The sequence below is a fragment of the Streptococcus oralis subsp. tigurinus genome, assembly GCF_002356415.1.
Taxonomy (GTDB): Bacteria; Bacillota; Bacilli; order Lactobacillales; family Streptococcaceae; genus Streptococcus; species Streptococcus oralis_F.
The window spans coordinates 1,574,538-1,596,890 of record NZ_AP018338.1; the positions used below are offsets into that span (position 1 = coordinate 1,574,538).

20 protein-coding genes are annotated in these 22,353 nt (G+C 43.9%); 5 read left to right on the forward strand and 15 right to left on the reverse strand.

The genetic code is table 11. The annotated features are described in order from the left end of the window. Positions 1-47: 47 nt before the first annotated feature. Positions 48-4,772, reverse strand: a complete 4,725-nt coding sequence (locus tag STO1_RS08055) for an endo-beta-N-acetylglucosaminidase (protein ID WP_096422762.1) — start codon at positions 4,770-4,772, stop codon at positions 48-50. 333 nt (positions 4,773-5,105) lie between these two features. On the opposite strand from STO1_RS08055, the gene STO1_RS08060 reads away from it, so the two are divergent. Then, on the forward strand, positions 5,106-6,737 hold the full coding sequence (locus tag STO1_RS08060; RefSeq protein ID WP_033583389.1) for a Na/Pi cotransporter family protein: 1,632 nt from the start codon (positions 5,106-5,108) through the stop codon (positions 6,735-6,737). Between the two features lie 96 nt (positions 6,738-6,833). Here the strand turns inward: STO1_RS08060 and STO1_RS08065 are convergent, their stop codons facing one another. Then, positions 6,834-7,130 carry a bacteriocin immunity family protein gene (locus STO1_RS08065; RefSeq protein ID WP_000840146.1) on the reverse strand — a complete coding sequence of 99 codons (297 nt, stop codon included), beginning with the start codon at positions 7,128-7,130 and terminating at the stop codon, positions 6,834-6,836. 20 nt (positions 7,131-7,150) lie between these two features. Beyond that, positions 7,151-8,215 (reverse strand): glutamyl aminopeptidase, encoded by a 1,065-nt coding sequence (gene pepA, locus STO1_RS08070; protein WP_096422764.1) that lies wholly within the window; start codon positions 8,213-8,215, stop codon positions 7,151-7,153. Positions 8,216-8,451: 236 nt separating this feature from the next. Between pepA and STO1_RS08075 the strand changes: the two genes are divergently transcribed. The 4 genes from STO1_RS08075 (at position 8,452) to STO1_RS08090 (ending at position 12,169) form a co-directional block, all read left to right on the forward strand. After that, complete coding sequence (locus STO1_RS08075; RefSeq protein WP_096422766.1) at positions 8,452-9,411, forward strand: ABC transporter permease; 960 nt, start codon at positions 8,452-8,454, stop codon at positions 9,409-9,411. Next, a complete protein-coding gene (locus STO1_RS08080; RefSeq protein ID WP_096422768.1) occupies positions 9,401-10,357 on the forward strand; it encodes an iron chelate uptake ABC transporter family permease subunit in 957 nt (318 codons plus the stop codon). The genes STO1_RS08075 and STO1_RS08080 overlap by 11 nt, the downstream gene beginning before the upstream one ends. Beyond that, positions 10,354-11,106, forward strand: coding sequence for an iron ABC transporter ATP-binding protein (locus tag STO1_RS08085; protein ID WP_033583384.1), 753 nt, complete (start codon positions 10,354-10,356; stop codon positions 11,104-11,106). The genes STO1_RS08080 and STO1_RS08085 overlap by 4 nt, the downstream gene beginning before the upstream one ends. A 97-nt stretch (positions 11,107-11,203) precedes the next feature. Continuing rightward, positions 11,204-12,169, forward strand: a complete 966-nt coding sequence (locus STO1_RS08090; RefSeq protein ID WP_096422770.1) for a siderophore ABC transporter substrate-binding protein — start codon at positions 11,204-11,206, stop codon at positions 12,167-12,169. Between the two features lie 31 nt (positions 12,170-12,200). Here STO1_RS08090 and yidD read toward each other — a convergent pair whose 3' ends face one another. The 12 genes from yidD to treP all read right to left on the reverse strand — a co-directional run bounded on the left by yidD (position 12,201) and on the right by treP (position 22,167). Continuing rightward, the gene (gene yidD, locus STO1_RS08095) at positions 12,201-12,443 is read right to left on the reverse strand and encodes a membrane protein insertion efficiency factor YidD (RefSeq protein WP_033606311.1); all 243 of its coding nucleotides are present in this window, start codon (positions 12,441-12,443) and stop codon (positions 12,201-12,203) included. After that, entirely contained in the window at positions 12,443-13,165 is a 723-nt protein-coding gene (locus STO1_RS08100; RefSeq protein WP_001222234.1) for a pseudouridine synthase, read from the reverse strand. Before STO1_RS08100 ends, yidD begins: the two co-directional genes overlap by 1 nt. Further along, complete coding sequence (gene scpB, locus STO1_RS08105; protein ID WP_000105284.1) at positions 13,152-13,721, reverse strand: SMC-Scp complex subunit ScpB; 570 nt, start codon at positions 13,719-13,721, stop codon at positions 13,152-13,154. Before scpB ends, STO1_RS08100 begins: the two co-directional genes overlap by 14 nt. Before the next feature lie 18 nt (positions 13,722-13,739). Next, complete coding sequence (locus STO1_RS08110) at positions 13,740-14,468, reverse strand: segregation/condensation protein A (RefSeq protein ID WP_007519225.1); 729 nt, start codon at positions 14,466-14,468, stop codon at positions 13,740-13,742. Then, positions 14,468-15,202: a site-specific tyrosine recombinase XerD gene (xerD, locus tag STO1_RS08115; RefSeq protein ID WP_331712420.1), complete on the reverse strand. Its 735-nt coding sequence runs from the start codon at positions 15,200-15,202 to the stop codon at positions 14,468-14,470. Before xerD ends, STO1_RS08110 begins: the two co-directional genes overlap by 1 nt. Continuing rightward, a complete protein-coding gene (cbpB, locus tag STO1_RS08120; protein WP_000560694.1) occupies positions 15,199-15,660 on the reverse strand; it encodes a cyclic-di-AMP-binding protein CbpB in 462 nt (153 codons plus the stop codon). The genes xerD and cbpB overlap by 4 nt, the downstream gene beginning before the upstream one ends. Further along, on the reverse strand, positions 15,657-16,178 hold the full coding sequence (locus STO1_RS08125; protein WP_049489957.1) for a metallophosphoesterase: 522 nt from the start codon (positions 16,176-16,178) through the stop codon (positions 15,657-15,659). Before STO1_RS08125 ends, cbpB begins: the two co-directional genes overlap by 4 nt. Continuing rightward, complete coding sequence (locus tag STO1_RS08130) at positions 16,154-17,164, reverse strand: nucleoside-triphosphate diphosphatase (RefSeq protein WP_419865665.1); 1,011 nt, start codon at positions 17,162-17,164, stop codon at positions 16,154-16,156. The genes STO1_RS08125 and STO1_RS08130 overlap by 25 nt, the downstream gene beginning before the upstream one ends. Next, entirely contained in the window at positions 17,122-17,916 is a 795-nt protein-coding gene (gene racE / locus STO1_RS08135; protein WP_000370379.1) for a glutamate racemase, read from the reverse strand. Before racE ends, STO1_RS08130 begins: the two co-directional genes overlap by 43 nt. A gap of 204 nt (positions 17,917-18,120) precedes the next feature. Further along, positions 18,121-18,366 carry a YneF family protein gene (locus STO1_RS08140; RefSeq protein WP_000364980.1) on the reverse strand — a complete coding sequence of 82 codons (246 nt, stop codon included), beginning with the start codon at positions 18,364-18,366 and terminating at the stop codon, positions 18,121-18,123. A gap of 144 nt (positions 18,367-18,510) precedes the next feature. Continuing rightward, positions 18,511-20,136, reverse strand: coding sequence for an alpha,alpha-phosphotrehalase (treC, locus tag STO1_RS08145; RefSeq protein ID WP_096422776.1), 1,626 nt, complete (start codon positions 20,134-20,136; stop codon positions 18,511-18,513). 63 nt (positions 20,137-20,199) lie between these two features. After that, positions 20,200-22,167, reverse strand: a complete 1,968-nt coding sequence (treP, locus tag STO1_RS08150; RefSeq protein ID WP_000514302.1) for a PTS system trehalose-specific EIIBC component — start codon at positions 22,165-22,167, stop codon at positions 20,200-20,202. Positions 22,168-22,353: the final 186 nt, after the last annotated feature.

Consider the following 22,353-nt stretch of genomic DNA (forward strand, 5'->3'; position numbering starts at 1 on the left):
ACCTTGTTTTTTATTTTTATAAGAAAATCCAAGATTCGTAAATTCGATTAATCTTCTCTCTTCTTTCCAGCAAGCAAGCCGTAGCCACTCATTACTCCGAGGAGTCCCAGCGCTACTAGACTAGCATCTCTTGTCGCTCCCGTATTTGGCAGCTCTTTACTTACTTCTTCAACTTTTGCTGGCGTTGCTAAAAGCGCTTGATCCCTTGTTTGTGAGACTTGCTCTTCTTTCGTTCCTACTTCAACAATTTCTGGAAGAGCTTCCTTGAGAACCTCAGTAGAATGAAGGGTGCGTTTGCCCTGAGCATCAACTTCTACAAAGCGACGAACTTGGCCCTCAACTCCTGCTTGAACTAGCTGGCGTTTGCCTTTGAGAAGGGCTGCATTTGGTCGTTCCTGATGTTCGAAGGAAACTGTTCCCTCTTCAACTTCCAGTTTCGGAGTTTCTAGAACTAAATCTTTCACACCTTCAGCTGGTTGGTTGCTTGATAGAACTTTTGTACCTACTTCTGTGATTTCTGGGATTGCTTCCTTGAGAACTTTAGTTGAACGAAGGGTGCGATTGCCTTTGGCATCTACTTCTACTAGACGACGAACTTGGCCTTCAACTCCTACTTGCACAACACGGCGTTGTCCTTTGAGAAATTCGGAGTTTGGTCGCTCCTGACGTTCATAGGCTGTTGTTTCAGTTTCAATAACTAGTTCAGGGAGATCCTCAACTGTTGGGGCCACTTCATTTGGATCCATACTTCCAACATGGTGACTTTCTTCTGCAGGAGCTAGTTTCTTATTCAGCTTTTCTTTCATGTCCGCAAAAGCTTGTGGAGTTGGCATCTCTGAAGCCAACAAAGTTTCTGCTTGTTCAATCAACTCAGCTTTAGGATTTTTTTCACGAAGGGATTCGAGCAAGCCTTCCAATTCTTCTCTAGCAGTCTGATAACGTTGATTTCCATCCAAGTCCGCTCCAGCTTGTTTCAATTCATTCAAGGCTTTGTTGACTTCTTCTTGACTGGCATCATGGTTTTCTGCAACAGCTTTCGCTGCATTAAGTTTCTCTACTAGTACAGCTTGTTTGTCCTCACTTGAGAAGGTATAGGCAAGGGTTGACTGACGACCTTGGGCAGCAGTAATTTCTTGTTTGAGGTACTCGTCGTTGACAGCTGCTTTTGGAGAAACCAAGACGTCAAACTCAGCTGTGTGTCCCTTGTAATGAAGGGTCAAGGTCTGACGACCAGTCTTTTGAGCATCGTAGCCCGTAATTTCAACACCTTGATCCGTGAAGGCATGGCTTTCTTCTGTCTCATCATCATAGAGAACGCCGAAGCGCCCTTCTGCAAGATCCAGTTGCTCTCCTACTAGATAGTCCGTTTTCGGTTTCTGAGTAATGTACAGACCTGCTACTTCCTTTGGTTTTCCTTCATCTTGACCTGTCACTTGTACCTTCAAGTCTCCAGTAACTGGAAGTCCAAGGTAGCTGACTGTGAGCTTTTGTTCCCCTTTTTGATGAGCGTTGTAGCCAGATACTGTCACACCTGAGTGAGTAAGGTTAATCAGCTCATCGGCTTGTCCCCCTTCGTACTGAACACGGAGGGTTCCACCTCTGAGGTCGAGATTTTCACCTTCTTTATAAACCGTCTTCTTAGGTCCTTTTTCAAGGCTAACTGCAGCAATTTTTCTCTCATCCTGCGGAATCGCTACTGCCAAGGTGTTACTGATTTCTTTACCAGGTAGTTGGGTACGATAGTAGAGGAGAGTTGGTTGCTTGTCAAAGGCCAATGGTGCTGTTGCCAAGTCGCCTCCAGTTTCAGACTTCAAAGTTGCAATCGGTGTTTGTGAATCTGCCTTGTCGTAAACGGTGATGGTTGCGCCTGCTGGAACATCAGAGAAGCCTAGTTGAACTTGGTGGTTTCCAAGTGAACGAGCAGCTACCTTAGCCATTGGAATATTTTGACTTTCTGTGTCCAAGGTTTCGTACATCTTCCAGTTATAGATACGAATTGCTTTCCAAGGTGTTCCGTTATCTGAAGTGATAACTTTTAGACGCCAGTCTTGCGCGGTGATTGGTTTGTCAAGAGTGATATCTGTCACGTGTGCTTTGTTGCCACGGACTTCCTTAGCTAGTTTCCACTCACCATCTGCATCTTTATAATAAAGGTCAAAGTCTTTGGTGTTCATCAAACCGTCGTTGACAGACTCACCACCAGCTCCCGCATGATCCATGACCCATCTAACAACGGTACGTGGCTTGGTCAAACGAATATCCACACTACCGCTCAACTGAGCTGAAGACCACTTGTCTGACAGGCTAGTAATGGTACCGTTCAACATACCTTCAATGCCTTCTCCACCTTCAGTATTTGGGAAAGTGCTACCAATAACCGTTGCCCCTGGAACAATATTTTCAGCCAAAGGTCTTGGGAGAGTTGTATCCTGAACTGTCATCCCCCAGTTAAAGGATGCCGTCGCCGCTTCAGAACGGAGGCCATTTTTACCAACTGCAACGACTTTCAGTTCCTGAGTCCTACCAGTCACATTAGCAGGACGGCTAACTTTTGGCAAGTAGATAGTGGAAGCAGATGATCCTGTCAACAAACGCCAGTTATCCCCATCTTTTTCGTAGACTTCATAGAAATCTGCATCTTGGTTACCCGCAAACTGGACCACTGCTTCAGCTTCTTGGGCATTTTTAAGAGATTGTTTCACCACTGAGAGTCCTGTTGGAGCTTGCGGGGCTTGGTGATTGTCTGAAATGGTTAATTGACCTAGGTTGAACTGATAATCTTTTACAGCCCCTTCATGTTCGAAGAAGAGTTTGATTGCATAGATGGTTTTACCTGCTAGTGAGCTGAGGTCAAATTCTTCATTCTTCCAGTCATCAGAGAGAGTCAGTTCTTTCCATGCAGCTGCATCCTCAAATTTGTAGTCTGGAGTCGTAGAGAAGGCCATATAAACTTTAGAGCCTTTTCCTCCCTTGTGGGCAACACGAAGTTTGGTTTTCTCCGTTACTTCTAGTTTGGTAGAATACAAATTCACATCCTGGTCCGTCTTACCAGCTACATCACCTGAGAATTTAAGGGAGTTCCCACCATTATAGGCATCTGTAAAGTCATATTCTGCACGAAGTTTTTCACCTGTCGAAGTCTGCCACCAGCGCCATGTTGGCAAAACACCTGAAACAGAACGGTAGTTCCACTCAGAATCCTTAGAAACTTTACCGTCAACAAACCATTTTCTACCATGACCTGTATTAAAAGAGGTGGTGAAGGTACGTCCTACTGCTGGTGTACGGTCAGCAACTAAATTGGCAATTCCATACCACTCTTTATCTGCTGGTTTTTGAGCCGTTGGATCTCCTTGGTAACCTGTAAAGAAGATGTCTTCGTTCTTGTGGTAGTCTTCGCCTGTTTTTCCTAGACTGGTAATCGTATCTGGTGCAAAAAGTCCAAGTGACAAACGCAACTTACCCTTTTCATCCAAGAGAGCATCCCATTTGACTTTGGTCTTATAAGAACCACCTTGTTGCAATTCCAAGCCTGCAAAGACATCATATTGGCTACGTTCTAGCCATTTGGCCATCTCTACGGAGTGGTCATTCTTTTCCTTGTTCCAGTTGAAATTGGCAAAGAATTGGTCCGCAGGAACTTTGTCTCCTTCTTTTTGCATGAACTGGTAGTTGTAATCACCTAGACCATCTTCGTGGTAACGACCGTATTTGTAGGTCATGGCATCGTACCAAGCATACTTGATTGGGTGGTTGACTTTGGCTGCATATTCTTTTGTATAGAGCATGAATTGGCGCATTTTTTCACCAAGAGGTGCTACCAATTCCCCCGTTGTTTCCTGATTAATGAAATAGCCATCAAATCCGTAATACTTAGCAAGATCAACGAGCTTGCGTGCAATTGGGAAGGTGCCATCCTCATCTTGTTTCAAGGCAGCGGCAAATTTCTCTTGGTCAGCAATACTGTTTGACCAGTTGAAAAAGAGGGTTCCATAAACGGGAACTCCGTTGCGGTGACCGGCATCAATGACATCTGGAGTTGGAACTAGACCTTCCCAGAAGACCATTGAATCCAAGTATTGCCAGTAATCGAAGGCGTAGGCCTTGAATTCTTCTCCACCTACAGAAGCGTGGTCTTTGGCCTTTGAGTTGGTATTTGCTAGCGCCTGAACCTTGGCTCTTCTGCTTGCTTTTTCATTGACCAACTGCCCTCTATGGCGCTTGGCGAGTTCAACTGAGGAACGGTTAATAGGATCATCCTCACGCGCACCCGGTTCCCATTTCAACAAATCATCCCAAGTATCAAACTTGATTTCTTTTGGCCGGAGACTCTTCTCTTCATTTTTAGGAACGTCTGCTAGACTTGGTTTGTCGGCTTTTTTATCAGCTACTTGAGGCGCCTCCTCTGGCTTGGCTCCTTCTTTGTCAGTTGCTGGAGCTGGCTTCTCAACTTTATCTGTCGGAGCCGGCTTTGCCTCTTCTTTTTCATTGAGCAAATCAGCTATTGCTGGAGAGTTTTCTGAAATTGGTTGCTCAGCTACTTTGTTTTCAGTTTCTTCTAATTGTTTTTCGATGGTTGCAGTGTCTGGACTCGCTGTTTCACTAGCGCTTGTAGCTTGAGCGCTCGTATTAGTAGCTGTTTCAGGGGCAGTGACTTGTTCAGCAAGGGCTGGACTCGCAAATAGAGCTGAACCAATCATCAAGGAACAAGCTCCGATTGACAGCTTGCGAATACTGTAACGGCACCGTTTTTCAAAAAATAGATCTTTCATCTTATCCTCCTAATAAAATAAAAAGTAAGCGCTTTACTTTTTAGATAAACAGTAACTGTTCTCAGTGCACAACACCAGAACAGGATCATCTTCATTTTATCTTATATGAAAGCGTTGTCAATATACTTGACACAAAAACTATAGCTAGGATAATAATCAGTAAAATTTGGACATGATTGAATAAAACCACTCTTGGAAAGTAAATTTACTCCCTATTTTTAAAGCAAGTTGCCTTTTCTTAGGAAAATTTCATCTAAACACTTGTTAGATTTACTTTTATCCTTTAAAATAGAATGGGAGAAATTCCGCGATTATTTTTCGGAGGAAAAAGAAATGTCCATTAATTGGCAGGAAATTTTATTTCACTTTTTAGGTGGTCTGGGGCTATTCTTATATAGTATCAAGACCATGGGAGACGGTTTGCAACAAGCTGCTGGAGATCGCCTTCGTTTTTACATTGACAAATATACCAGCAATCCCTTCTTCGGTGTGCTGGTTGGTATCGGTATGACGGCGCTGATTCAATCAAGTTCTGGTGTTACTGTCATTACAGTGGGACTAGTCAGTGCGGGACTTTTGACCTTGCGTCAGGCTATCGGTATTGTCATGGGTGCCAATATTGGAACCACCGTTACATCCTTTATCATCGGTTTTAAGCTAGGAGATTATGCCTTACCTATGCTCTTTATCGGAGCTGTTTGTCTTTTCTTCACCAAGAATCGCTCCATCAATAACATCGGACGGATTATCTTTGGTGTGGGTGGTATCTTCTTCGCCCTCAATCTTATGAGCGGTGCAATGGAGCCCCTAAAAGACCTGCAAGTCTTTAGAGACTACATGGTTGAACTAAGTAAGAGTCCTATTCTAGGTGTCTTTGTCGGAACTGGACTGACCCTACTCATTCAAGCTTCATCCGCAACTATCGGTATCTTACAGAACCTGTACGCAAGTGGTTTGATTGACCTACAAGGTGCCCTACCGGTCTTGTTTGGTGATAATATCGGAACGACCATTACAGCCATCATTGCTTCTCTTGGAGCCAATATCGCTGCCAAACGTGTTGCCGGTGCCCATGTCGTCTTTAACGTGATTGGTACGGTCATCTGTATTGTCTTTCTTGTACCTTTCACTGGCTTGATTCAATGGTTTGAATCTACTCTCAATCTAGCTCCAGAAATGACCATTGCCTTTGCCCACGGAACCTTTAATATTACAAATACCATTATCCAGTTCCCATTCATTGGTGCCTTGGCTTACATTGTGACCAAGCTCATTCCTGGTGAAGATGAGGTTGTCAAATACGAAGCTCTCTACTTGGATGAACAACTCATCAAGCAGGCTCCTTCTATCGCTCTAGGAAATGCCAAAAAAGAACTGCTTCACTTGGGGAACTATGCTGCAAAAGCTTTTGACCTTTCCTACGACTACATCATAAATCTAGATGAAAAACTAGCGGAAAAAGGCCACAAGACTGAAGAAGCCATTAACACAATTGACGAGAAACTGACTCGCTACCTGATTAGTCTTTCTAGCGAATCATTGAGCCAAAAGGAAAGTGAAATCTTAACCAATATCCTCGATTCATCTCGTGATTTGGAACGGATTGGGGACCATGCAGAAGGCTTGCTCAACCTAACCGACTACCTCCAACGTAAGAATGTTCAATTTTCTGATGCTGCTTTAGAGGAATTAGCTGAGATTTATCAAGCAACAACTGCATTCATCAAGGATGCCCTTGATAGTGTGGAAAACAATGATATTGAAAAAGCTCAGAGTCTGATTGAACGCCATAAAGAAATCAACAATATGGAACGCGTTCTCAGAAAGACCCACATCAAACGCCTTAACAAGGGTGAGTGTTCTACACAAGCCGGGGTCAACTTTATCGACATCATTTCTCACTACACTCGTGTGTCTGACCATGCTATGAACCTAGCTGAAAAGGTCATCGCTGAACAAATCTAAGTACCTAAAAGCTATCCTGAATGGGATGGCTTTTTTCGTCTCCTCATTAAGAATTTCTTTTGGAGCATATAAAAAATGCTTTGATTCACAATGGAATCAAAGCATTTTAAAGAGTTCACCAAACATAATAGCAGAAACTGCAGTGCCCCTGTACTTGGCTTCTTCTCTTTTGATAAAACGCGCCAAGTTGATCAACTCAGGTGCTGGGTGTTTGGGATTGATGAGCAATTCACGGGTGACCAGTCCTGAGAGTCGGACTGCTAGTAATTGCTCATTTGTAGTGGGTAGTTTTTTAGCAGTCTCTAGGAGAGCAGCAACTAAATCTTCACTCAAGCCCTGACGAGCATGGTTGTAGAGATCTCTTATAAGGCTTTCTAGGTTTGGTTCTGCCATCCTGACCGCCTCCCTTATGCTTAATAATTTTTAATCAAATCAACCGTTGAACGATCCAATTTTTTCACCAAGGCTTGCAAGAAAGCTTGGGCTTCTAAGAAGTCATCCATCGCGTAGAGAGTTTGGTGAGAATGGATATAACGAGCGCAAACACCGATAGTTGTTGATGGAACCCCACCATTTTTCAAATGAGCTGCGCCAGCGTCTGTTCCACCTTTTCCACAGTAGTATTGATACTTGATGCCAGCTTCTTCAGCCGTTGTCAAAAGGAAATCCTTCATACCTGGGAGAAGCAAGTGACCTGGATCGTAGAAGCGAATCAAGGTTCCATCCCCAATCTTACCTTGGCCGCCGTAGACATCACCTGCTGGCGAACAGTCAACTGCCAGAAAAACTTCTGGGTCAAACTTAGTTGTGGAAGTATGAGCGCCACGGAGACCAACTTCTTCTTGGACATTGGCACCAAGATAGAGTTCATTTCCGAGTTTTTGACCTGACAAGGCTTCTGCTAACTCGCTTACCATGAGGACACCATAGCGGTTATCCCAAGCTTTTGAGATGATATTTTTTTCATTGGCTGTCAAGATAGCTGAGCTATCAGGGACAATGGTGTCACCTGGACGGATACCAAAGCTTTCTGCTTCAGCCTTGTCTGCAAACCCACCATCAAAAATGATATCTGAAATAGCTGGCATAGTTGGTCCACCTGTTCCACGTGTCAAATGTGGAGGGACAGAACCTGAGATCACTGGAATTTCACGACCGTCACGAGTAAAGAGTTTGAAGCGTTGACTGCTGACCACCATAGGGTTCCAGCCACCGATTTCAACCACACGGAAGGTTCCATCTTGCTTAATTTCGCTGACCATAAAACCAACTTCGTCCATATGAGAAGCGACCAAGACGCGTGGGGCATCCGCAACTTCTGAATGCTTGATACCGAAAATACCACCTAAGCCATCTGTCACTACTTCATCCACGTGCGGTGTCAACTTTTCACGAAGATAAGTCCGGACAGGCGCTTCGTGGCCTGAGATCGCAGCAAGCTCTGTTACTTCTTTGATTTTTGAAAATAATGTTGTCATATCAGTTCCTTCTTTCTGTCCTCCATTTTACCACTTTTTATAGGAGAAGGATAGTGGGAAGGTAGATTGGTTTTTACTCAGTTTTCCAATAAAAGAGAGGGGCAGATGTTATTTCAGGAATTTTTCTTTCTTTTTACATTAAATTGTCAGAAAATTCATTGACAGATTAAAGAAATCGTGTTACATTTATATCCGCAGGTATCTTTCGATACCAAATCTACAAGAAAGGACGGGGCATGAAACTCTCTCATATTTTAACAGGCTTACTTCTACTCCTGGTCTTTCTCTCCATTACCATTGGAACCAGTGATTTTTCTTGGGAAAAATTCTTTGCTTTTGACCAACAGACCTGGCTTCTCTTTCAAGAGTCGCGTCTTCCAAGAACCATCAGTATTCTCCTTGCAGCCTCTAGTATGAGCATGGCAGGACTCCTCATGCAGACCATTACTCAAAATCAGTTTGCTGCTCCGAGTACAGTCGGAACGACAGAAGCCGCCAAACTGGGAATGGTGTTGAGCCTCTTTGTCTTTCCGTCTGCGAGTCTGACCCAAAAGATGCTCTTTGCTTTTGGCTCATCCATTTTATTTACTCTCTTCTTCCTGGCCTTTATGACTATTTTTTCTGTAAAGGAAAGGTGGATGTTGCCCTTGATCGGGATCATCTATAGTGGGATTATCGGTTCTATCACAGAAGTTATCGCCTATCGTTTCAATCTGGTTCAGAGTATGACGGCCTGGACCCAGGGCTCCTTCTCCATGATTCAGACCCATCAGTATGAGTGGCTCTTCTTAGGCCTCATCATCCTGATAGCCGTTTGGAAATTATCCCAAACCTTCACCATCATGAATCTAGGCAAGGAAACCAGCGAGAGTTTGGGGATTTCTTACTCCCTACTTGAAAAGCTGGCCCTCTTTCTAGTGGCGCTAACGACAAGTGTCACCATGATTACCGTGGGTGCCTTGCCTTTTCTCGGGGTCATCGTTCCCAATCTTATCCGCAAGCGCTATGGAGATAATCTGAGTCAAACCAAACTCATGGTCGCACTGGTCGGAGCCAATCTGGTTCTGGCCTGCGACATCCTCTCTCGAGTCTTGATTCGGCCCTATGAGCTGTCTGTCAGTCTCTTACTAGGAATCATCGGCAGCCTCGTCTTTATCCTACTTCTATGGAGAGGGGGACAAAAGGATGCAGTTTAAAAGCAAACATACCAAACTCTTCTGCCTTCTCATTGTTCTGGCCGTCGGAGCTTGTCTCCTCTACTTTTGGCCCATCACTAACCTGTCTGCCTTTGCCTGGAAGCTGCGTTCCCAAAAAATCATCGTTTATCTCTTGGTAGCCATCGCGACTGGAATTTCGACCATTAGTTTTCAAACCTTGACGGAAAATCGCTTTCTGACGCCAAGTATTTTGGGAATCGAAGCCTTCTATGTCTTGCTACAAACCCTGCTACTGATATTTGAAAGCAAATTTCTACAGCTTGGAAAGTCTCCTATCTTAGAATTTCTAGTCTTGCTTCTGCTTCAATCCCTCTTTTTTCTCGCCTTACAAAACTACTTGAAAACGCTGATGAAGCAAGACCTGGTCTTCATTCTGCTAATCTGTCTAGCACTCGGAAGTCTCTTTCGAAATATCAGTACCTTCCTCCAAGTCCTGATGGATCCAAATGAATACGATAAACTGCAAAACAGTCTCTTTGCTTCCTTTCAGCATCTCAACACTCCCATCCTAGCCATCGGTTCTCTAATCATCCTCGCTTTGACAATCTTTTTCTTTCGAAAAGCAGTTATTCTGGATGTCTTACACCTGCAAAGAGAAACGGCTCAGATACTGGGACTCGATGTTGAAAAAGAACAGAGAGAACTCCTCTGGGCCATCGTGCTTTTGACCTCAACAGCCACTGCCTTGGTAGGGCCTATGGCCTTCTTTGGCTTTATGCTGGCCAATCTCACTTACCTGATTGTCAAAGATTATCGACACAAGTTGCTCTTTATCGTAGCCATTCTAATTGGATTTATTAGCTTAACCTTGGGGCAAGCCCTCATCGAACGAGTCTTTGCGCTGGAAATTCGCATCAGCATGATTATTGAGAGTGTGGGTGGCTTCTTATTCTTTATCTTACTTTACAGGAGGGCACGTCGGTGAAACTGGAAAACATTGACAAATCCATTCAAAAACAAGATATTTTGCAAGACATTTCGCTTGAAGTCAGTCCTCATAAACTGACAGCCTTCATTGGTCCAAATGGTGCTGGAAAATCAACTCTTCTCTCCATCATGAGCAGACTGACCAAGAAAGATCAGGGAATTCTTAGTATCAAAGGGCGTGAAATCGAGAGTTGGAATTCGCAAGAACTAGCCAAAGAACTGACTATCCTAAAGCAGAAGATCAATTACCAAGCCAAATTGACTGTAGAAGAACTGGTCAGCTTTGGACGTTTTCCCTACAGCCATGGTCGACTGAAGGCAGAAGACTGGGGAAAAATCCGAGAAACTCTGGACTATCTGGAACTGACCAACTTAAAAGACCGCTACATTGATAGCCTGTCTGGTGGACAGTTGCAACGTGTCTTTATCGCTATGGTACTAGCCCAGGATACAGACTTTATCTTGCTGGACGAACCGCTTAATAATCTCGATATCAAGCAAAGCGTCAGCATGATGCAGATACTTCGGCAACTGGTGGAGGAACTAGGGAAGACCATTATCATCGTCCTCCACGATATCAACATGGCTAGCCAGTATGCGGATGAAATTGTTGCCTTTAAAGACGGTCAAGTCTTTTGCAAGGGAACGACTGCTCAAATCATGCAGGCTGACCTGCTCAGTCAACTCTATGAGATTCCCATCACGCTGGCTGATATCAATGGCAAAAAGATCTGTATCTATAGCTAGCTATTCTGAACTCATGTCAGAGAACCCTCTGTCTCTTAGCTAACAAGCCTATCTAAGAGCCCCCTAAATCGTTATCATATTTTAAAAAGGAGAAATTATGAAAACATCCCTTAAACTTTATCTCACTGCCCTAGCGGCTAGCTTCTTGCTCTTACTTGGTGCATGTAGTACAACTAAAACTACGAAGCAAACAGAGACAAGTAGTTCTGCTCAAACAGAAGTAACCATTAAAAGTTCACTAGATGAGGTCAAACTTTCAAAGGTTCCTGAAAAGATTGTGACCTTTGATCTCGGTGCTGCGGATACTATTCGCGCTTTAGGATTTGAAAAGAATATCGTCGGAATGCCTACAAAAACTGTGCCGACTTACCTAAAAGATCTTGCAGGAAATGTCAACAATGTGGGTTCCATGGTTGAGCCAGACCTAGAAGCCATTGCTGCTCTTGAACCGGATTTGATTATCGCTTCTCCACGTACCCAAAAATTCGTAGACAAGTTCAAAGAAATCGCTCCAACAGTCCTCTTCCAAGCAAGCAAGGACGACTACTGGACTTCAACCAAGGCTAACATCGAATCTCTAGCAAGCGCCTTTGGCGAAACTGGTACACAGAAAGCTAAAGAAGAATTAGCTAACCTAGATAAGAGCATCCAAGAAGTCGCTACTAAAAACGAAAGTTCTGACAAAAAAGCCCTTGTTATCCTCCTCAATGAAGGAAAAATGGCTGCCTTTGGTGCTCAATCTCGTTTCTCTTTCTTGTATCAAACCTTGAAATTCAAGCCAACTGACACCAAATTTGAAGATTCTCGCCATGGCCAGGAAGTCAGCTTTGAAAGTGTCAAAGAAATCAATCCTGACATCCTCTTTGTCATCAACCGTACCCTTGCCATCGGTGGGGACAACTCTAGCAACGATGGCGTCCTAGAAAATGCCCTCATCGCTGAAACTCCTGCCACTAAAAATGGTAAAATTATCCAACTAACACCAGACCTCTGGTATCTAAGCGGTGGCGGGCTTGAATCAACTAAACTCATGATTGAAGACGCACAAAAAGCTTTGAAATAAGCAAGAAAACCCAACATCACCTGATGTTGGGTTATTTTTTTTCTTGATTACGTTTGAGGGAAAAGTGGTCTGGGACAGGATCTTTTCCTATTGGCGACCAGGGGTGGCAACGTAAAATCCGAGCCAGGCCCATCAGAACACCCTTGAAGCCATGTTTTTCAATAGCCTGAATCATGTAGTTGGAACAAGTCGGCTCAAAGCGACAAGAGGGTGGAAAGGCCGGTGAGATAAAACGTTGGTAAAAGCGTACTGGCGCTATTAAGATTCGTTTCATTATTTCTTGGTTACAGCCATAGTGTGTAGTTGGCTGATTTCTTTTTTATTAAGACGACGGGATTCTCCTGGACGAAGACCTGTCAAGTCTAAGTGTCCAAAACGTGTCCGAGACAACTTATCCACTTGAAGACCGACGGCTTCAAACATCTTTTTAACCTGATGATTACGCCCCTCATGGATAGTCAACTGCACTACTGAGCGATTTTTGACTGGATCCACTTTGAGAATTTCGTAAACAGCTGGCTTGGTTTTCTTGCCATCAATCTCAAGACCACGAGTCAAGGGGCGGAGATTATCCTTATTGGCCACACCTTTAACACGCGCGACATAGACCTTGTCAATCTCATTACGGGGGTGAATCATTTCATCCGTAAAGTCCCCATCATTGGTCAAAATCAAGACACCTGATGTATCCCAGTCCAAACGTCCCACAGGATAAATGCGTTCTTTGACATTTGGCAAGAGGTCGACAACAGTCTTGCGGCCCTTGTCGTCTGTCACACTGGAAATCACTCCACGTGGTTTATTAAGCAGATAGTAGACCTTTTCTTCGTTGTAGATGGGTTGACCTTCAACTTCGACCTTATCGCCAGTCTTGATGGTTGTTGCTAGTTCACGCACCACTTGGCCGTTGACGGTCACCAAGCCTTGCTTGATTAGCTCTTCTGCTTTTCTCCTACTGGCCACACCTGCGTGGGCAATATACTTATTGATTCTCATCTTCTTCTATCCTTTCACCAAATAATTGGCTTTCTTGGGCTTGAATCTCAAGCTCATCAATCACTGGCAGTTCTTCCAAATGGTTAATTCCCATGTAATCTAGGAAATAATCCGTAGTCACATAGAGATTAGGGCGGCCCAACACTTCTTTTTTCCCGTCTTCTCGTATCAAGTCAAAGGCCTGCAACTTTGCTAAGGCCCCACTCGAGTTGACCCCACGGATAGCATCAATTTCTATCCGAGTAATGGGCTGCTTGTAGGCAATGATGGACAAGGTCTCAAGGGCAGCCCGAGATAAACTCTGGTTGATGGGAGCTTTGGAATATTCCTTCAAAATCGCTGCAAATTGAGGTTTGGTCACCAATCTGTATGCACCACCTGTCTCGATCAGGGACAAGCTCGAATCTTGGTCTTTTTCATATTTCTGGGCTAATTTTTCTAAACTCTGCTGGATACCTGTCGGGGGAAGCGATAGGAGTTCAGCCAACTGACGGACTCGAATCCCATCTTCACCTGCTACAAACAAGAGCGCTTCTATTTCTGCTAAAGTACTCATCTTTCCTCTCTATCAAGTCTAGCTTTGTGCCTCTTGACTTTCTTCCTTCTTTTCCATGAGATAGATATCTCCGAAACTCTCCTCTTGCACGAGGATCAGTTCCTGGGTTTTGATTAACTCTAAGGTCGCCAAAAAGAGGGTAATAACCTCTTGGACATTCTGGGCTTCCTTGAACAAATCCTGCAAACGCAACTGGTCTCGTCCTATCAAGGATTCTTTTACGATAACCATCATGTCCTCAATCTTATACTCATCCCGCAAAATGGTCGTGTGATTCTGTGCGAACTCCTCTTTTTTCTTGGCTAGGATATTTGAAAAAGCCAAAAAGAGGTCAATGGTCGTCCTGTCATGCACAAGCTCCGCATCCTCGTAAATCAACTCTGTTGGCGCTTTGGAATAGTACTGGGCCCGATCTTGGTGCTTAGCCTCCAAGTGCTCACCCAAGAGCTTGAACTTGCGGTATTCTTCGATTTGAGAGAGAAGATCCTGCTCCAGGTCATCCTCCAAGTCTGTCACTTCAGCTACCTTTGGCAAGAGCTTGCGACTCTTGATCAGCATCAGCTGACTGGCCATAACCATATACTCGCCCGTTACTTCCAGACGCATGGCCTGCAGAGTTGAGACATAGGCTAGATACTGTTCGATAACTTCCGTAATGGGCACATCGTAAATATCCATCTGGTACTTAGAAACCAAGTGCAAGAGCAGGTCCAGGGGCCCTTCAAAATCTTTTAATTTAATATCCATTATCTATATTTTTCTAAGGTCAGGACTGTTTTTAATCCTAATTTTTTTGCAATTTCGTACAAATCGACCTTCTCTTCTATCTGTCTTAGAATGAACTGTTCCCGTAGGGCTTGGGCTGATAGTTCTGGGAAACCTTTCTCCTTGACAAAGGACTCCAGATGACGAAAGGCCCACTGACGAGAATAGGTTTTCCCACTCCTTTCAAAGAGATAGGTCTGCCCCATCAAGGGTTCTAGCTCTGGAATCAAGGTCGTGGGTATGGTGACAATCCTCTGTTGGGAAGCCTTGTTAATTCGCAGCACCTGAAAATCCAGATTGATATCCGTAACCTTGAGAGTTAAAATCTCACTTGGTAAGAGCCCTATTTCCAAGATAAGAAGCGCCAGCAAGCGTCCTTCTGGATAATTACTTTCCTGCCAAAAAGAGTCTAGATCTAGAATTTCTGGTTTTTCAATCTTCTTTTCAGCTTGTTTGGCTAATTCCAGACGGTAAAAACTGTCCACTTCTCCTTTTTGGTAGAGAAAGTAGAGAAATTGGTTGCAGGCCGAAAGTTTTCGCTTCTGGGCGCTGATTTTTAGGTTGGCTAGCTGAGCTTGGTAAATCTTGAGACTGGTCTCAGAGATCCGCTCACCTACAATGTCTAAAAATTGCTCCAGATCATACTTATAGGACTGCTTGGAATTGGCAGACAAACCCTGTTTTTCCTCTAAAAAGGCTAAAATCCTATCTCTCATTTGCATCGAATCTCATATTCCTTACTAAAGTCATGTAAGAGAGCATTGACAGCCTTGAGGATAGACTTGCGCGTGATGATTCCTTGAAAAATCCCTTCATCATCTACCACTGGCAAGAAGGGTTCATCCACCAGTTTATGGAGGACCTCTGTGATGTTATAGTCTGGAGCGACGACTGCCACATCTGTCTTGGTCATATTGACGATGTCTGTCTTTGCCATCTGTTCATCCGTCAAACCTTGCTCCATTTGATAAGCCAAAATGTCTCTCAGACCAATGGTTCCGACAAAGCGTTTGTCAAAGGTCACAACAGGGATACGGGTATAGGTGATTTGACTCAGCACCAAAATTGCATGGTCAGCGTTATGGGTATCGATCAAGGCTGCTAGATTCTCAGCAGGGGTCAGAAATGTCTCTTCCTGCTCCAATAAAAATGCTTCAAATTCTTTGGCAATCATCGAGCAAACTCCTTGGACAAGCCTGGATAAACCTCATGATCACGTGTCAAAAAGTCTACTTTAAAATAGCTGTCATCAATCTCCACTCGAGCATAGAGACATTCTCTGATAGTCCCTCGTGGTTGGCTGATGGAGCCTGGATTTAAAAAGAGTGTTTTGCCTTCCATCCAAGAATTTGGCACATGCAAGTGACCATAGAGACAGATATCGGCATCTTCTTCCTGAGCCCAGTAGTCCAACTTTTGAAAGTTGAAATTGATGTCAAACAAGTGTCCATGCGTCTGGATGATCTTGGTTGGACCAAGTTGAGTTACCAAACGTTCTGGGTAGCCAGCATAAAAGTCCATATTTCCTTTGACGACATGGATGCCTTCCCAGAGCGGAGAGTCTGGACGGAGTTCAGAGTCACCATCGTGAAAAATGGCATCGACTTTCCCCAGATAGCGATCACGAATTTCTTCCACAATCAAGCTATCTCCGTGGGAGTCACTCATTACAATGATGGTTTGCTTTGCCATGATGGAAATACCTCCAAAAGTTTCTTAACGGCTAAGGCACGGTGGGATTGGCTATTTTTTTCTTCAAGGGTTAATTCAGCTGAGGATTTGCCTGTCTCTCCCACAAGGAAGAGGGGATCATAGCCAAAGCCATTTTCGCCCTTGGGTTCAAAGTTGATATAACCTGGCCAGTCAGCTTCAACAACCAAGCTTTCCTTATTTGGACTGGCTACAACTAGGGTTGTGTGGAATTGAGCTGAGCGGTCCTTGAGTTCAAAGACCATGGCCAATTCGTGCAAGAGTTTAGCATTGTTTTCACGGTCGGTTGCTCCCACACCTGCAAAACGAGCTGACCAGACACCTGGCAAGCCACCAAGGACATCGACTTTGAGACCTGAGTCATCTGCTAGCACCATCTTTCCTGTTAATTGAGAAATGGTTTCTGCCTTGAGGCGGGCATTTTCTTCAAAAGTCATGCCTGTTTCAGCTACTTCAGGCAGATCTGGATAGTCATTGAGATTTTCCACATCGTAGCCTAACTTGTCAAAGATGGCTCGGAATTCCTTGGTCTTGCCCTCGTTACGAGTCGCAATGAGCAGAGTTTCTCTAACCTTGCTAGTTTCAAAGAAGGCTTCTACATCGACTCCTTCTTTAGGCAATTCGACATGCAAAAGCTTCCCATTTTCAACCAAGAGCAGAACTCCCTGACGTTGGATGACTTCTAGATTGCGGCCTGCTTCGGCATTTAAAATCTCAACGATAAAGGAGAGCAGACGGAAGTTAGAAGACCAGCGCATCACTGTTATCGTAATCGGGAAGCCATTTTCTTCGTCACGAAAAATCCGCGCTAAATCCATAAAATCAAGCTCAAGAGGATCTTTGATAAGGCTATAGATGCCTCCATAGACATCCCAGACACCGACATACCAGTCCTGGTCGTCCTTGTATTCATAAATTTTGTTTGTCATAAAGTTACATGCTCCACATGAATCTCTTTTTCCAGCCATTCTGCTCCAATCTGGGCAAAACTTTGGCTATTGGCTGTTGTGTAAAAACGATGTTGAAGAGGTCCCGCATCTCGGCTACGATTGATTTCAAAATAGTTCAGCAAAACCGAGATATCCCGCACACACTCTGCCCCACTATCGATGAGCTGGACCTTTGGTCCCATGACATTTTGGATGATAGGGCGAAGGAGTGGGTAATGGGTACAGCCCAAAATCAGGCTATCCACTTTGCCGACCAAGGGACGCAGGGTTTCATAAACCACTTTCTTGGTAACACTGGTTGACAGGGCACCAGACTCCACCAAGGGGGCAAACTTGGGACAGGCCAAACTTTCCACCTGTAAGTCTGGATCCAAATCATGGATTTTTTGACGATAGATGTCTGATTGGACCGTCATAGGGGTTCCAATGACCCCGATTTTCCCACCTTGACTGGACTTGATAGCTGCCGAAGCTCCTGGCAAAATCACACCTAGGACAGGAATATCTAGTTGGGCCTTGATTTCTTCCCAGACGACCGCAGTCGCAGTGTTACAAGCAATGACAATCATCTTGACATCCTTGGTCAAGAGAAAGTTGACCAACTGCCAAGTATATTCACGGATTTGCTCAGCAGGACGGGGGCCATAGGGCGCCCGTGCCGAATCTCCAATATAGACGATTTCTTCATGGGGAAGCTGGCGCATGAGCTCGCGAACAACGGTCAAGCCCCCGACACCCGAATCCAAAAAACCAATTGGTCGATTATCCATACAGTCTTCTTTCTAGCTTTTTTCTGATTGATAGTTCATCATGATTACTCGTCCTAAATGAACGGATAGACAGCTTGATAGAATGGCAACTGCCTCTCTTTTAATCATAATCAAATATCAATAGAATGCAAGGAAAAAGTCTTATCCTTGAGAACTATTGAACATAGTGAGAAGTCTGGAACTTTCATCCCAGACTTTTCCTATTTATTTCTTTTTATTGTTAGCAAGGGCTGCTTTTTGTTGGCGGATGATTTGGTGGTAAACTTGTTGTACCTTGGCTTCGCTTGGCTTTTGACCATTTGCGCTCAAGAGAGCACGAACTGCCTCAGCGTTCAAACGTGGGTTGTCCGCAAATTCTTTTTCGATTTGCTTACGAACCAAGTACATCCCTCCAAGAGCTCCTCCTAGAAAAGCTAACACAATCAAGATAATTGCTAAAAGTAAATCCATTCTTTTTCTCCTGTTTCTTTTTGAGTCTTCTATATTATACCATAAAGTGACTTTCCTGACTAGTTTGTTTTACGCTTTCAAAAAGGGCAATAGACGACAAAAAAGGAGCCCTGCATTTCAATGAAAGAGAGATCCTTGCTGCGTTTAATTTACATAAATAGCCAGTGTTTGATACGGTTTGAGCAGAATTTTTTCTGATACTTCTACATCTTCATAGTTTGAAATCAGAATCTGTCCATTTTGGTAGACCACTGGCAAGTCGATTTCCACTTCTGTGGCATAAAAGTTATTGAGGACCAGTAACTTTTCATCCTCATACTGACGTTCAAAGGCATAGACTTGCTTACTATCTTCAAAGACTGGTTTGTAGCTTCCTTCTGAAATGATCGGCATTTCCTTACGAAGTCGAATCAAGTCTTGGTAGAAGATGAAAATTGGGCCTTGGATTTCATTTTCTACGTTGATATCTTTATAGGATTTACCAGCTTTCAACCATGGAGTGCCTGTTGAAAATCCTGCATTTTCTGAAGCATCCCACTGCATAGGAATGCGTGAATTATCTCGTGACTTGGCCTGAATAATCTGGAAGGCTTCTTGCTGACTTTTCCCTTCTTTTAAGAGCATCTGATAAGCATTGATGGACTCGACATCCACATAATCAGCCATGGAATCATAGTCTGGGTCAACCATTCCAATTTCCTCGCCCATATAGATATAAGGTGTCCCACGTGACAGGTGAATGCTTGCCGCTAGCATAGTCGCCCCTTCATTGCGGAAATGTTGAATATCGACAAAACGATTCAAGGCTCGTGGTTGGTCGTGATTGTTCCAAAAGAGGGCGCTCCAGCCATTTTTATCACTCATCTCCTTGCCCCAGCTATGGTAGAGATTTTTCAATTCTTCAAAATCAAAGGGAGCTCGGGTCCACTTTTGCCCGTCCTTGTAATCTACCTTGAGATGATGGAAATTGAAGGTCATGGATAATTCCTGACGGTCAGGTGACGAATAGAGGACACAATTTTCCATGGTTGTAGAGGACATTTCCCCAACTGTCATAAAGCTATCGTCTGTTCCAAAAGTGGCTTGGTTCATCATGCGCAAATAGTCATGAACAATAGGCTTGTCTGTGTAAGCTGGCTTTCCTTCATTGTCAGGGCAATCCACTAAGACCTCATCCTTGCCAATCAAATTGATCACATCAAATCGGAAACCTTTGACACCCTTATCCCGCCAGAAGTTGACCACTTTGAACAACTCTTTGCGGACATTGGGATTGCGCCAGTTAAGATCTGCCTGAGTCTCATCAAAGAGGTGGAGATAATATTTCCCTGTCTCCCCGAAAGGTGCCCAAGCAGAGCCACCAAACTTAGAAATCCAGTCTGTCGGTTGATCTTGGATGAAGAAAAAGTCTTGGTAATACTTGTCACCAGCCAGGGCTTTCTGAAACCATTCATGCTCGGTCGAACAATGATTGAGCACCATATCTAACATAAAGTCAATCTTGTACTCTTTACCAACACGCACCATCTCTTCAAAATCAGCCATATCACCAAAAAGGGGATCCACAGCCATATAATCTGAAATATCATAACCATTATCCCGTTGAGGACTTGGGTAGAATGGATTGAGCCAGACCATATCCACACCTAGCTTGGCTAGATAGGGGATTTTTTCGATAATCCCACGGAAATCTCCAATGCCATTTCCAGTAGTGTCTTTGTATGATTTTGGATAGATTTGATAGACTACTTTTCGTTTATCAAGTGTCATCTATTTCTCCTTTTCCGATAAAAGGGAGGAACCTGTGTTCCTTCCCTATTTGTGCTATTTTAATTAGATCCGTGTTGCAAGCATGAGCGGTTGACCAGCTTGAATTATCGTCGGATAAGTTCCAGTAATAGTCGCTGTATAAGCATCTTGGTTGGTGATGATAACAGGAGTTTCTGTTACGAGACCCGCAGCCTTGATAGCATCTATATCAAAGCTAATTAGTCTCTGACCAACTGTGACGTGGGCTCCTTGGGCTACATGACTTTCAAATCCTTTGCCATCAAGACCTACTGTATCCATACCGATGTGGATGAGTAATTCCACTCCCTCATCAGAGACAATACCGATGGCATGCTTGGTAGGGAAAAGAACCGTCACTGTCCCATTGACTGGAGAAGTCAACTCACCTTGGCTTGGTTCAATGACTAGACCTTGTCCCATGACACCTGAAGCAAAGACTGGATCAGTTGCTTGACTTAGTTCTTTTACTTGACCAGTCAGTGGGCTAACAATTTCTACTGGAGTAAGTTCTACTGGTTCATGACTGACAAATTCTGCTTCTTCTTGGGCAACGAATTCTGCTTGCAAGGCTGTATCGTCCTCTGTTTTTGTAAAGAAACCTGCCTTACGGAAGAAGAAAGTCATGAGCATTGGTACAACAATAGCGACTAACATAGTTCCTGCAAATGGAAGCATGTATTGTGGTTGAATAGAAAGAATACCTGGCAATCCACCGATACCGATAGAAGCAGCAGTCACGTTAAATGTCACAGAAAGCATACCTGCAAGAGCAGAACCAATCATCCCAGCTACAAATGGATAGATGTATTTGACATTGACCCCAAAGAGGGCTGGTTCTGTAACACCGAGATAGGCTGAAATGGTTGCAGGAAGTGAAATTTGAGCCTCACGCTCATCATGACGGTGCATGAAATAATAGGCAAATACGGCAGAACCTTGGGCAATATTGGAAAGAGCAATCATTGGCCAGAGGGCAGTTCCGCCGGCATCCGCAATCAATTGTGTGTCGATGGCATTGGTCATATGGTGCAAACCAGTGATGACAAATGGAGCGTAGAGGGCACCAAATATCGCGCCAAAGAGCCATTTAACAGGACCAGTTAATCCTGCCAAGACAACCGATGAAAGTCCTTGACCAATTGTCCAACCGATTGGCCCCAAGACAGTATGAGCCAAAATCAAAGCTGGAATTAAAGACAAGAAAGGTACAAAAATCATGGAAATCACTTCTGGGATATGCTTGCGCCAGAAGATTTCTAGATAAGATAGACTCAAACCTGCAAGCAAGGCTGGGATAACTTGGGCTTGGTAACCGATACGATTAACAGTGAAGTATCCAAAATTCCAAACCCAGTTTGCTGCAATCTCTTCTGTTGAAGTAGAAGCAACCGCATAGGCGTTGAGCAACTGAGGCGATACCAAACAGATCCCGAGCACAATTCCCAAGATTTGGCTGGTTCCCATCTTACGAGAAACAGACCAAGTAATCCCTACAGGTAGGAACTGGAAGATAGCTTCACCAGGCAACCAAAGGAAGTGATTGACACCTGACCAAAACTGAGAAGATTCTGTGATGGTCTTGCCATCCAACATCGACCAATGCACCCCTTCCAAGACATTACGAAAACCGAGGATCAGTCCTCCGACAATCAAGGCTGGAATAATCGGCGTAAAGATTTCTGCTAGAGTGGTCATGACACGTTGGACCAGGTTTTGATTGCTCTTAGCTGCGGACTTGGCTGCTTCTTTGGAGACACCCTCAATTCCAGAAACAGCTGTAAAATCATTATAAAAAATCGGCACGTCATTCCCAATAATCACCTGAAATTGACCTGCATTTGTAAAGGTTCCTTTAACAGCTGGAATTGACTCGATAGCTTTAACATTAGCCTTCTTATCATCTCCTAGAACAAACCGCAACCGTGTCGCACAGTGGGTTACGGCAGTGACATTCTCCTTACCTCCGATTGCTTGAAGCAGATCTTTGGCTTCTTGTTCAAATTTTCCCATTTGATTCTCCTTATACTTGTCAAAGCATGCTTGACTTGATAGTTCTATTGTAAACGATACCAAACTTGTATGCAACTTGTTTGGTATAAATAGAGGATTTTTTTGTAAAATTTCGTACACTTGTATGGTAAAATAGATACAAGTATGTATAGAATAAGACTCAAAACCCATTTAATACTCAATGAA

Bases quoted from the DNA above. Each gene is read 5' to 3' on its own strand.
- STO1_RS08055 (WP_096422762.1), bottom strand. From the start codon at position 4,772: ATGAAAGATCTATTTTTTGAAAAACGGTGCCGTTACAGTATTCGCAAG.
- scpB (WP_000105284.1), bottom strand. From the start codon at position 13,721: ATGAGTACTTTAGCAGAAATAGAAGCGCTCTTGTTTGTAGCAGGTGAA.
- STO1_RS08125 (WP_049489957.1), bottom strand. From the start codon at position 16,178: ATGGCAAAGCAAACCATCATTGTAATGAGTGACTCCCACGGAGATAGC.
- treC (WP_096422776.1), bottom strand. From the start codon at position 20,136: ATGACACTTGATAAACGAAAAGTAGTCTATCAAATCTATCCAAAATCA.
- STO1_RS08110 (WP_007519225.1), bottom strand. From the start codon at position 14,468: ATGGATATTAAATTAAAAGATTTTGAAGGGCCCCTGGACCTGCTCTTG.
- STO1_RS08080 (WP_096422768.1), top strand. From the start codon at position 9,401: ATGCAGTTTAAAAGCAAACATACCAAACTCTTCTGCCTTCTCATTGTT.
- pepA (WP_096422764.1), bottom strand. From the start codon at position 8,215: ATGACAACATTATTTTCAAAAATCAAAGAAGTAACAGAGCTTGCTGCG.
- STO1_RS08130 (WP_419865665.1), bottom strand. From the start codon at position 17,164: ATGGCTGGAAAAAGAGATTCATGTGGAGCATGTAACTTTATGACAAAC.
- STO1_RS08090 (WP_096422770.1), top strand. From the start codon at position 11,204: ATGAAAACATCCCTTAAACTTTATCTCACTGCCCTAGCGGCTAGCTTC.
- STO1_RS08065 (WP_000840146.1), bottom strand. From the start codon at position 7,130: ATGGCAGAACCAAACCTAGAAAGCCTTATAAGAGATCTCTACAACCAT.
- cbpB (WP_000560694.1), bottom strand. From the start codon at position 15,660: ATGATTGCCAAAGAATTTGAAGCATTTTTATTGGAGCAGGAAGAGACA.
- STO1_RS08140 (WP_000364980.1), bottom strand. From the start codon at position 18,366: ATGGATTTACTTTTAGCAATTATCTTGATTGTGTTAGCTTTTCTAGGA.
- racE (WP_000370379.1), bottom strand. From the start codon at position 17,916: ATGGATAATCGACCAATTGGTTTTTTGGATTCGGGTGTCGGGGGCTTG.
- xerD (WP_331712420.1), bottom strand. From the start codon at position 15,202: ATGAGAGATAGGATTTTAGCCTTTTTAGAGGAAAAACAGGGTTTGTCT.
- treP (WP_000514302.1), bottom strand. From the start codon at position 22,167: ATGGGAAAATTTGAACAAGAAGCCAAAGATCTGCTTCAAGCAATCGGA.
- yidD (WP_033606311.1), bottom strand. From the start codon at position 12,443: ATGAAACGAATCTTAATAGCGCCAGTACGCTTTTACCAACGTTTTATC.
- STO1_RS08060 (WP_033583389.1), top strand. From the start codon at position 5,106: ATGTCCATTAATTGGCAGGAAATTTTATTTCACTTTTTAGGTGGTCTG.
- STO1_RS08100 (WP_001222234.1), bottom strand. From the start codon at position 13,165: ATGAGAATCAATAAGTATATTGCCCACGCAGGTGTGGCCAGTAGGAGA.
- STO1_RS08075 (WP_096422766.1), top strand. From the start codon at position 8,452: ATGAAACTCTCTCATATTTTAACAGGCTTACTTCTACTCCTGGTCTTT.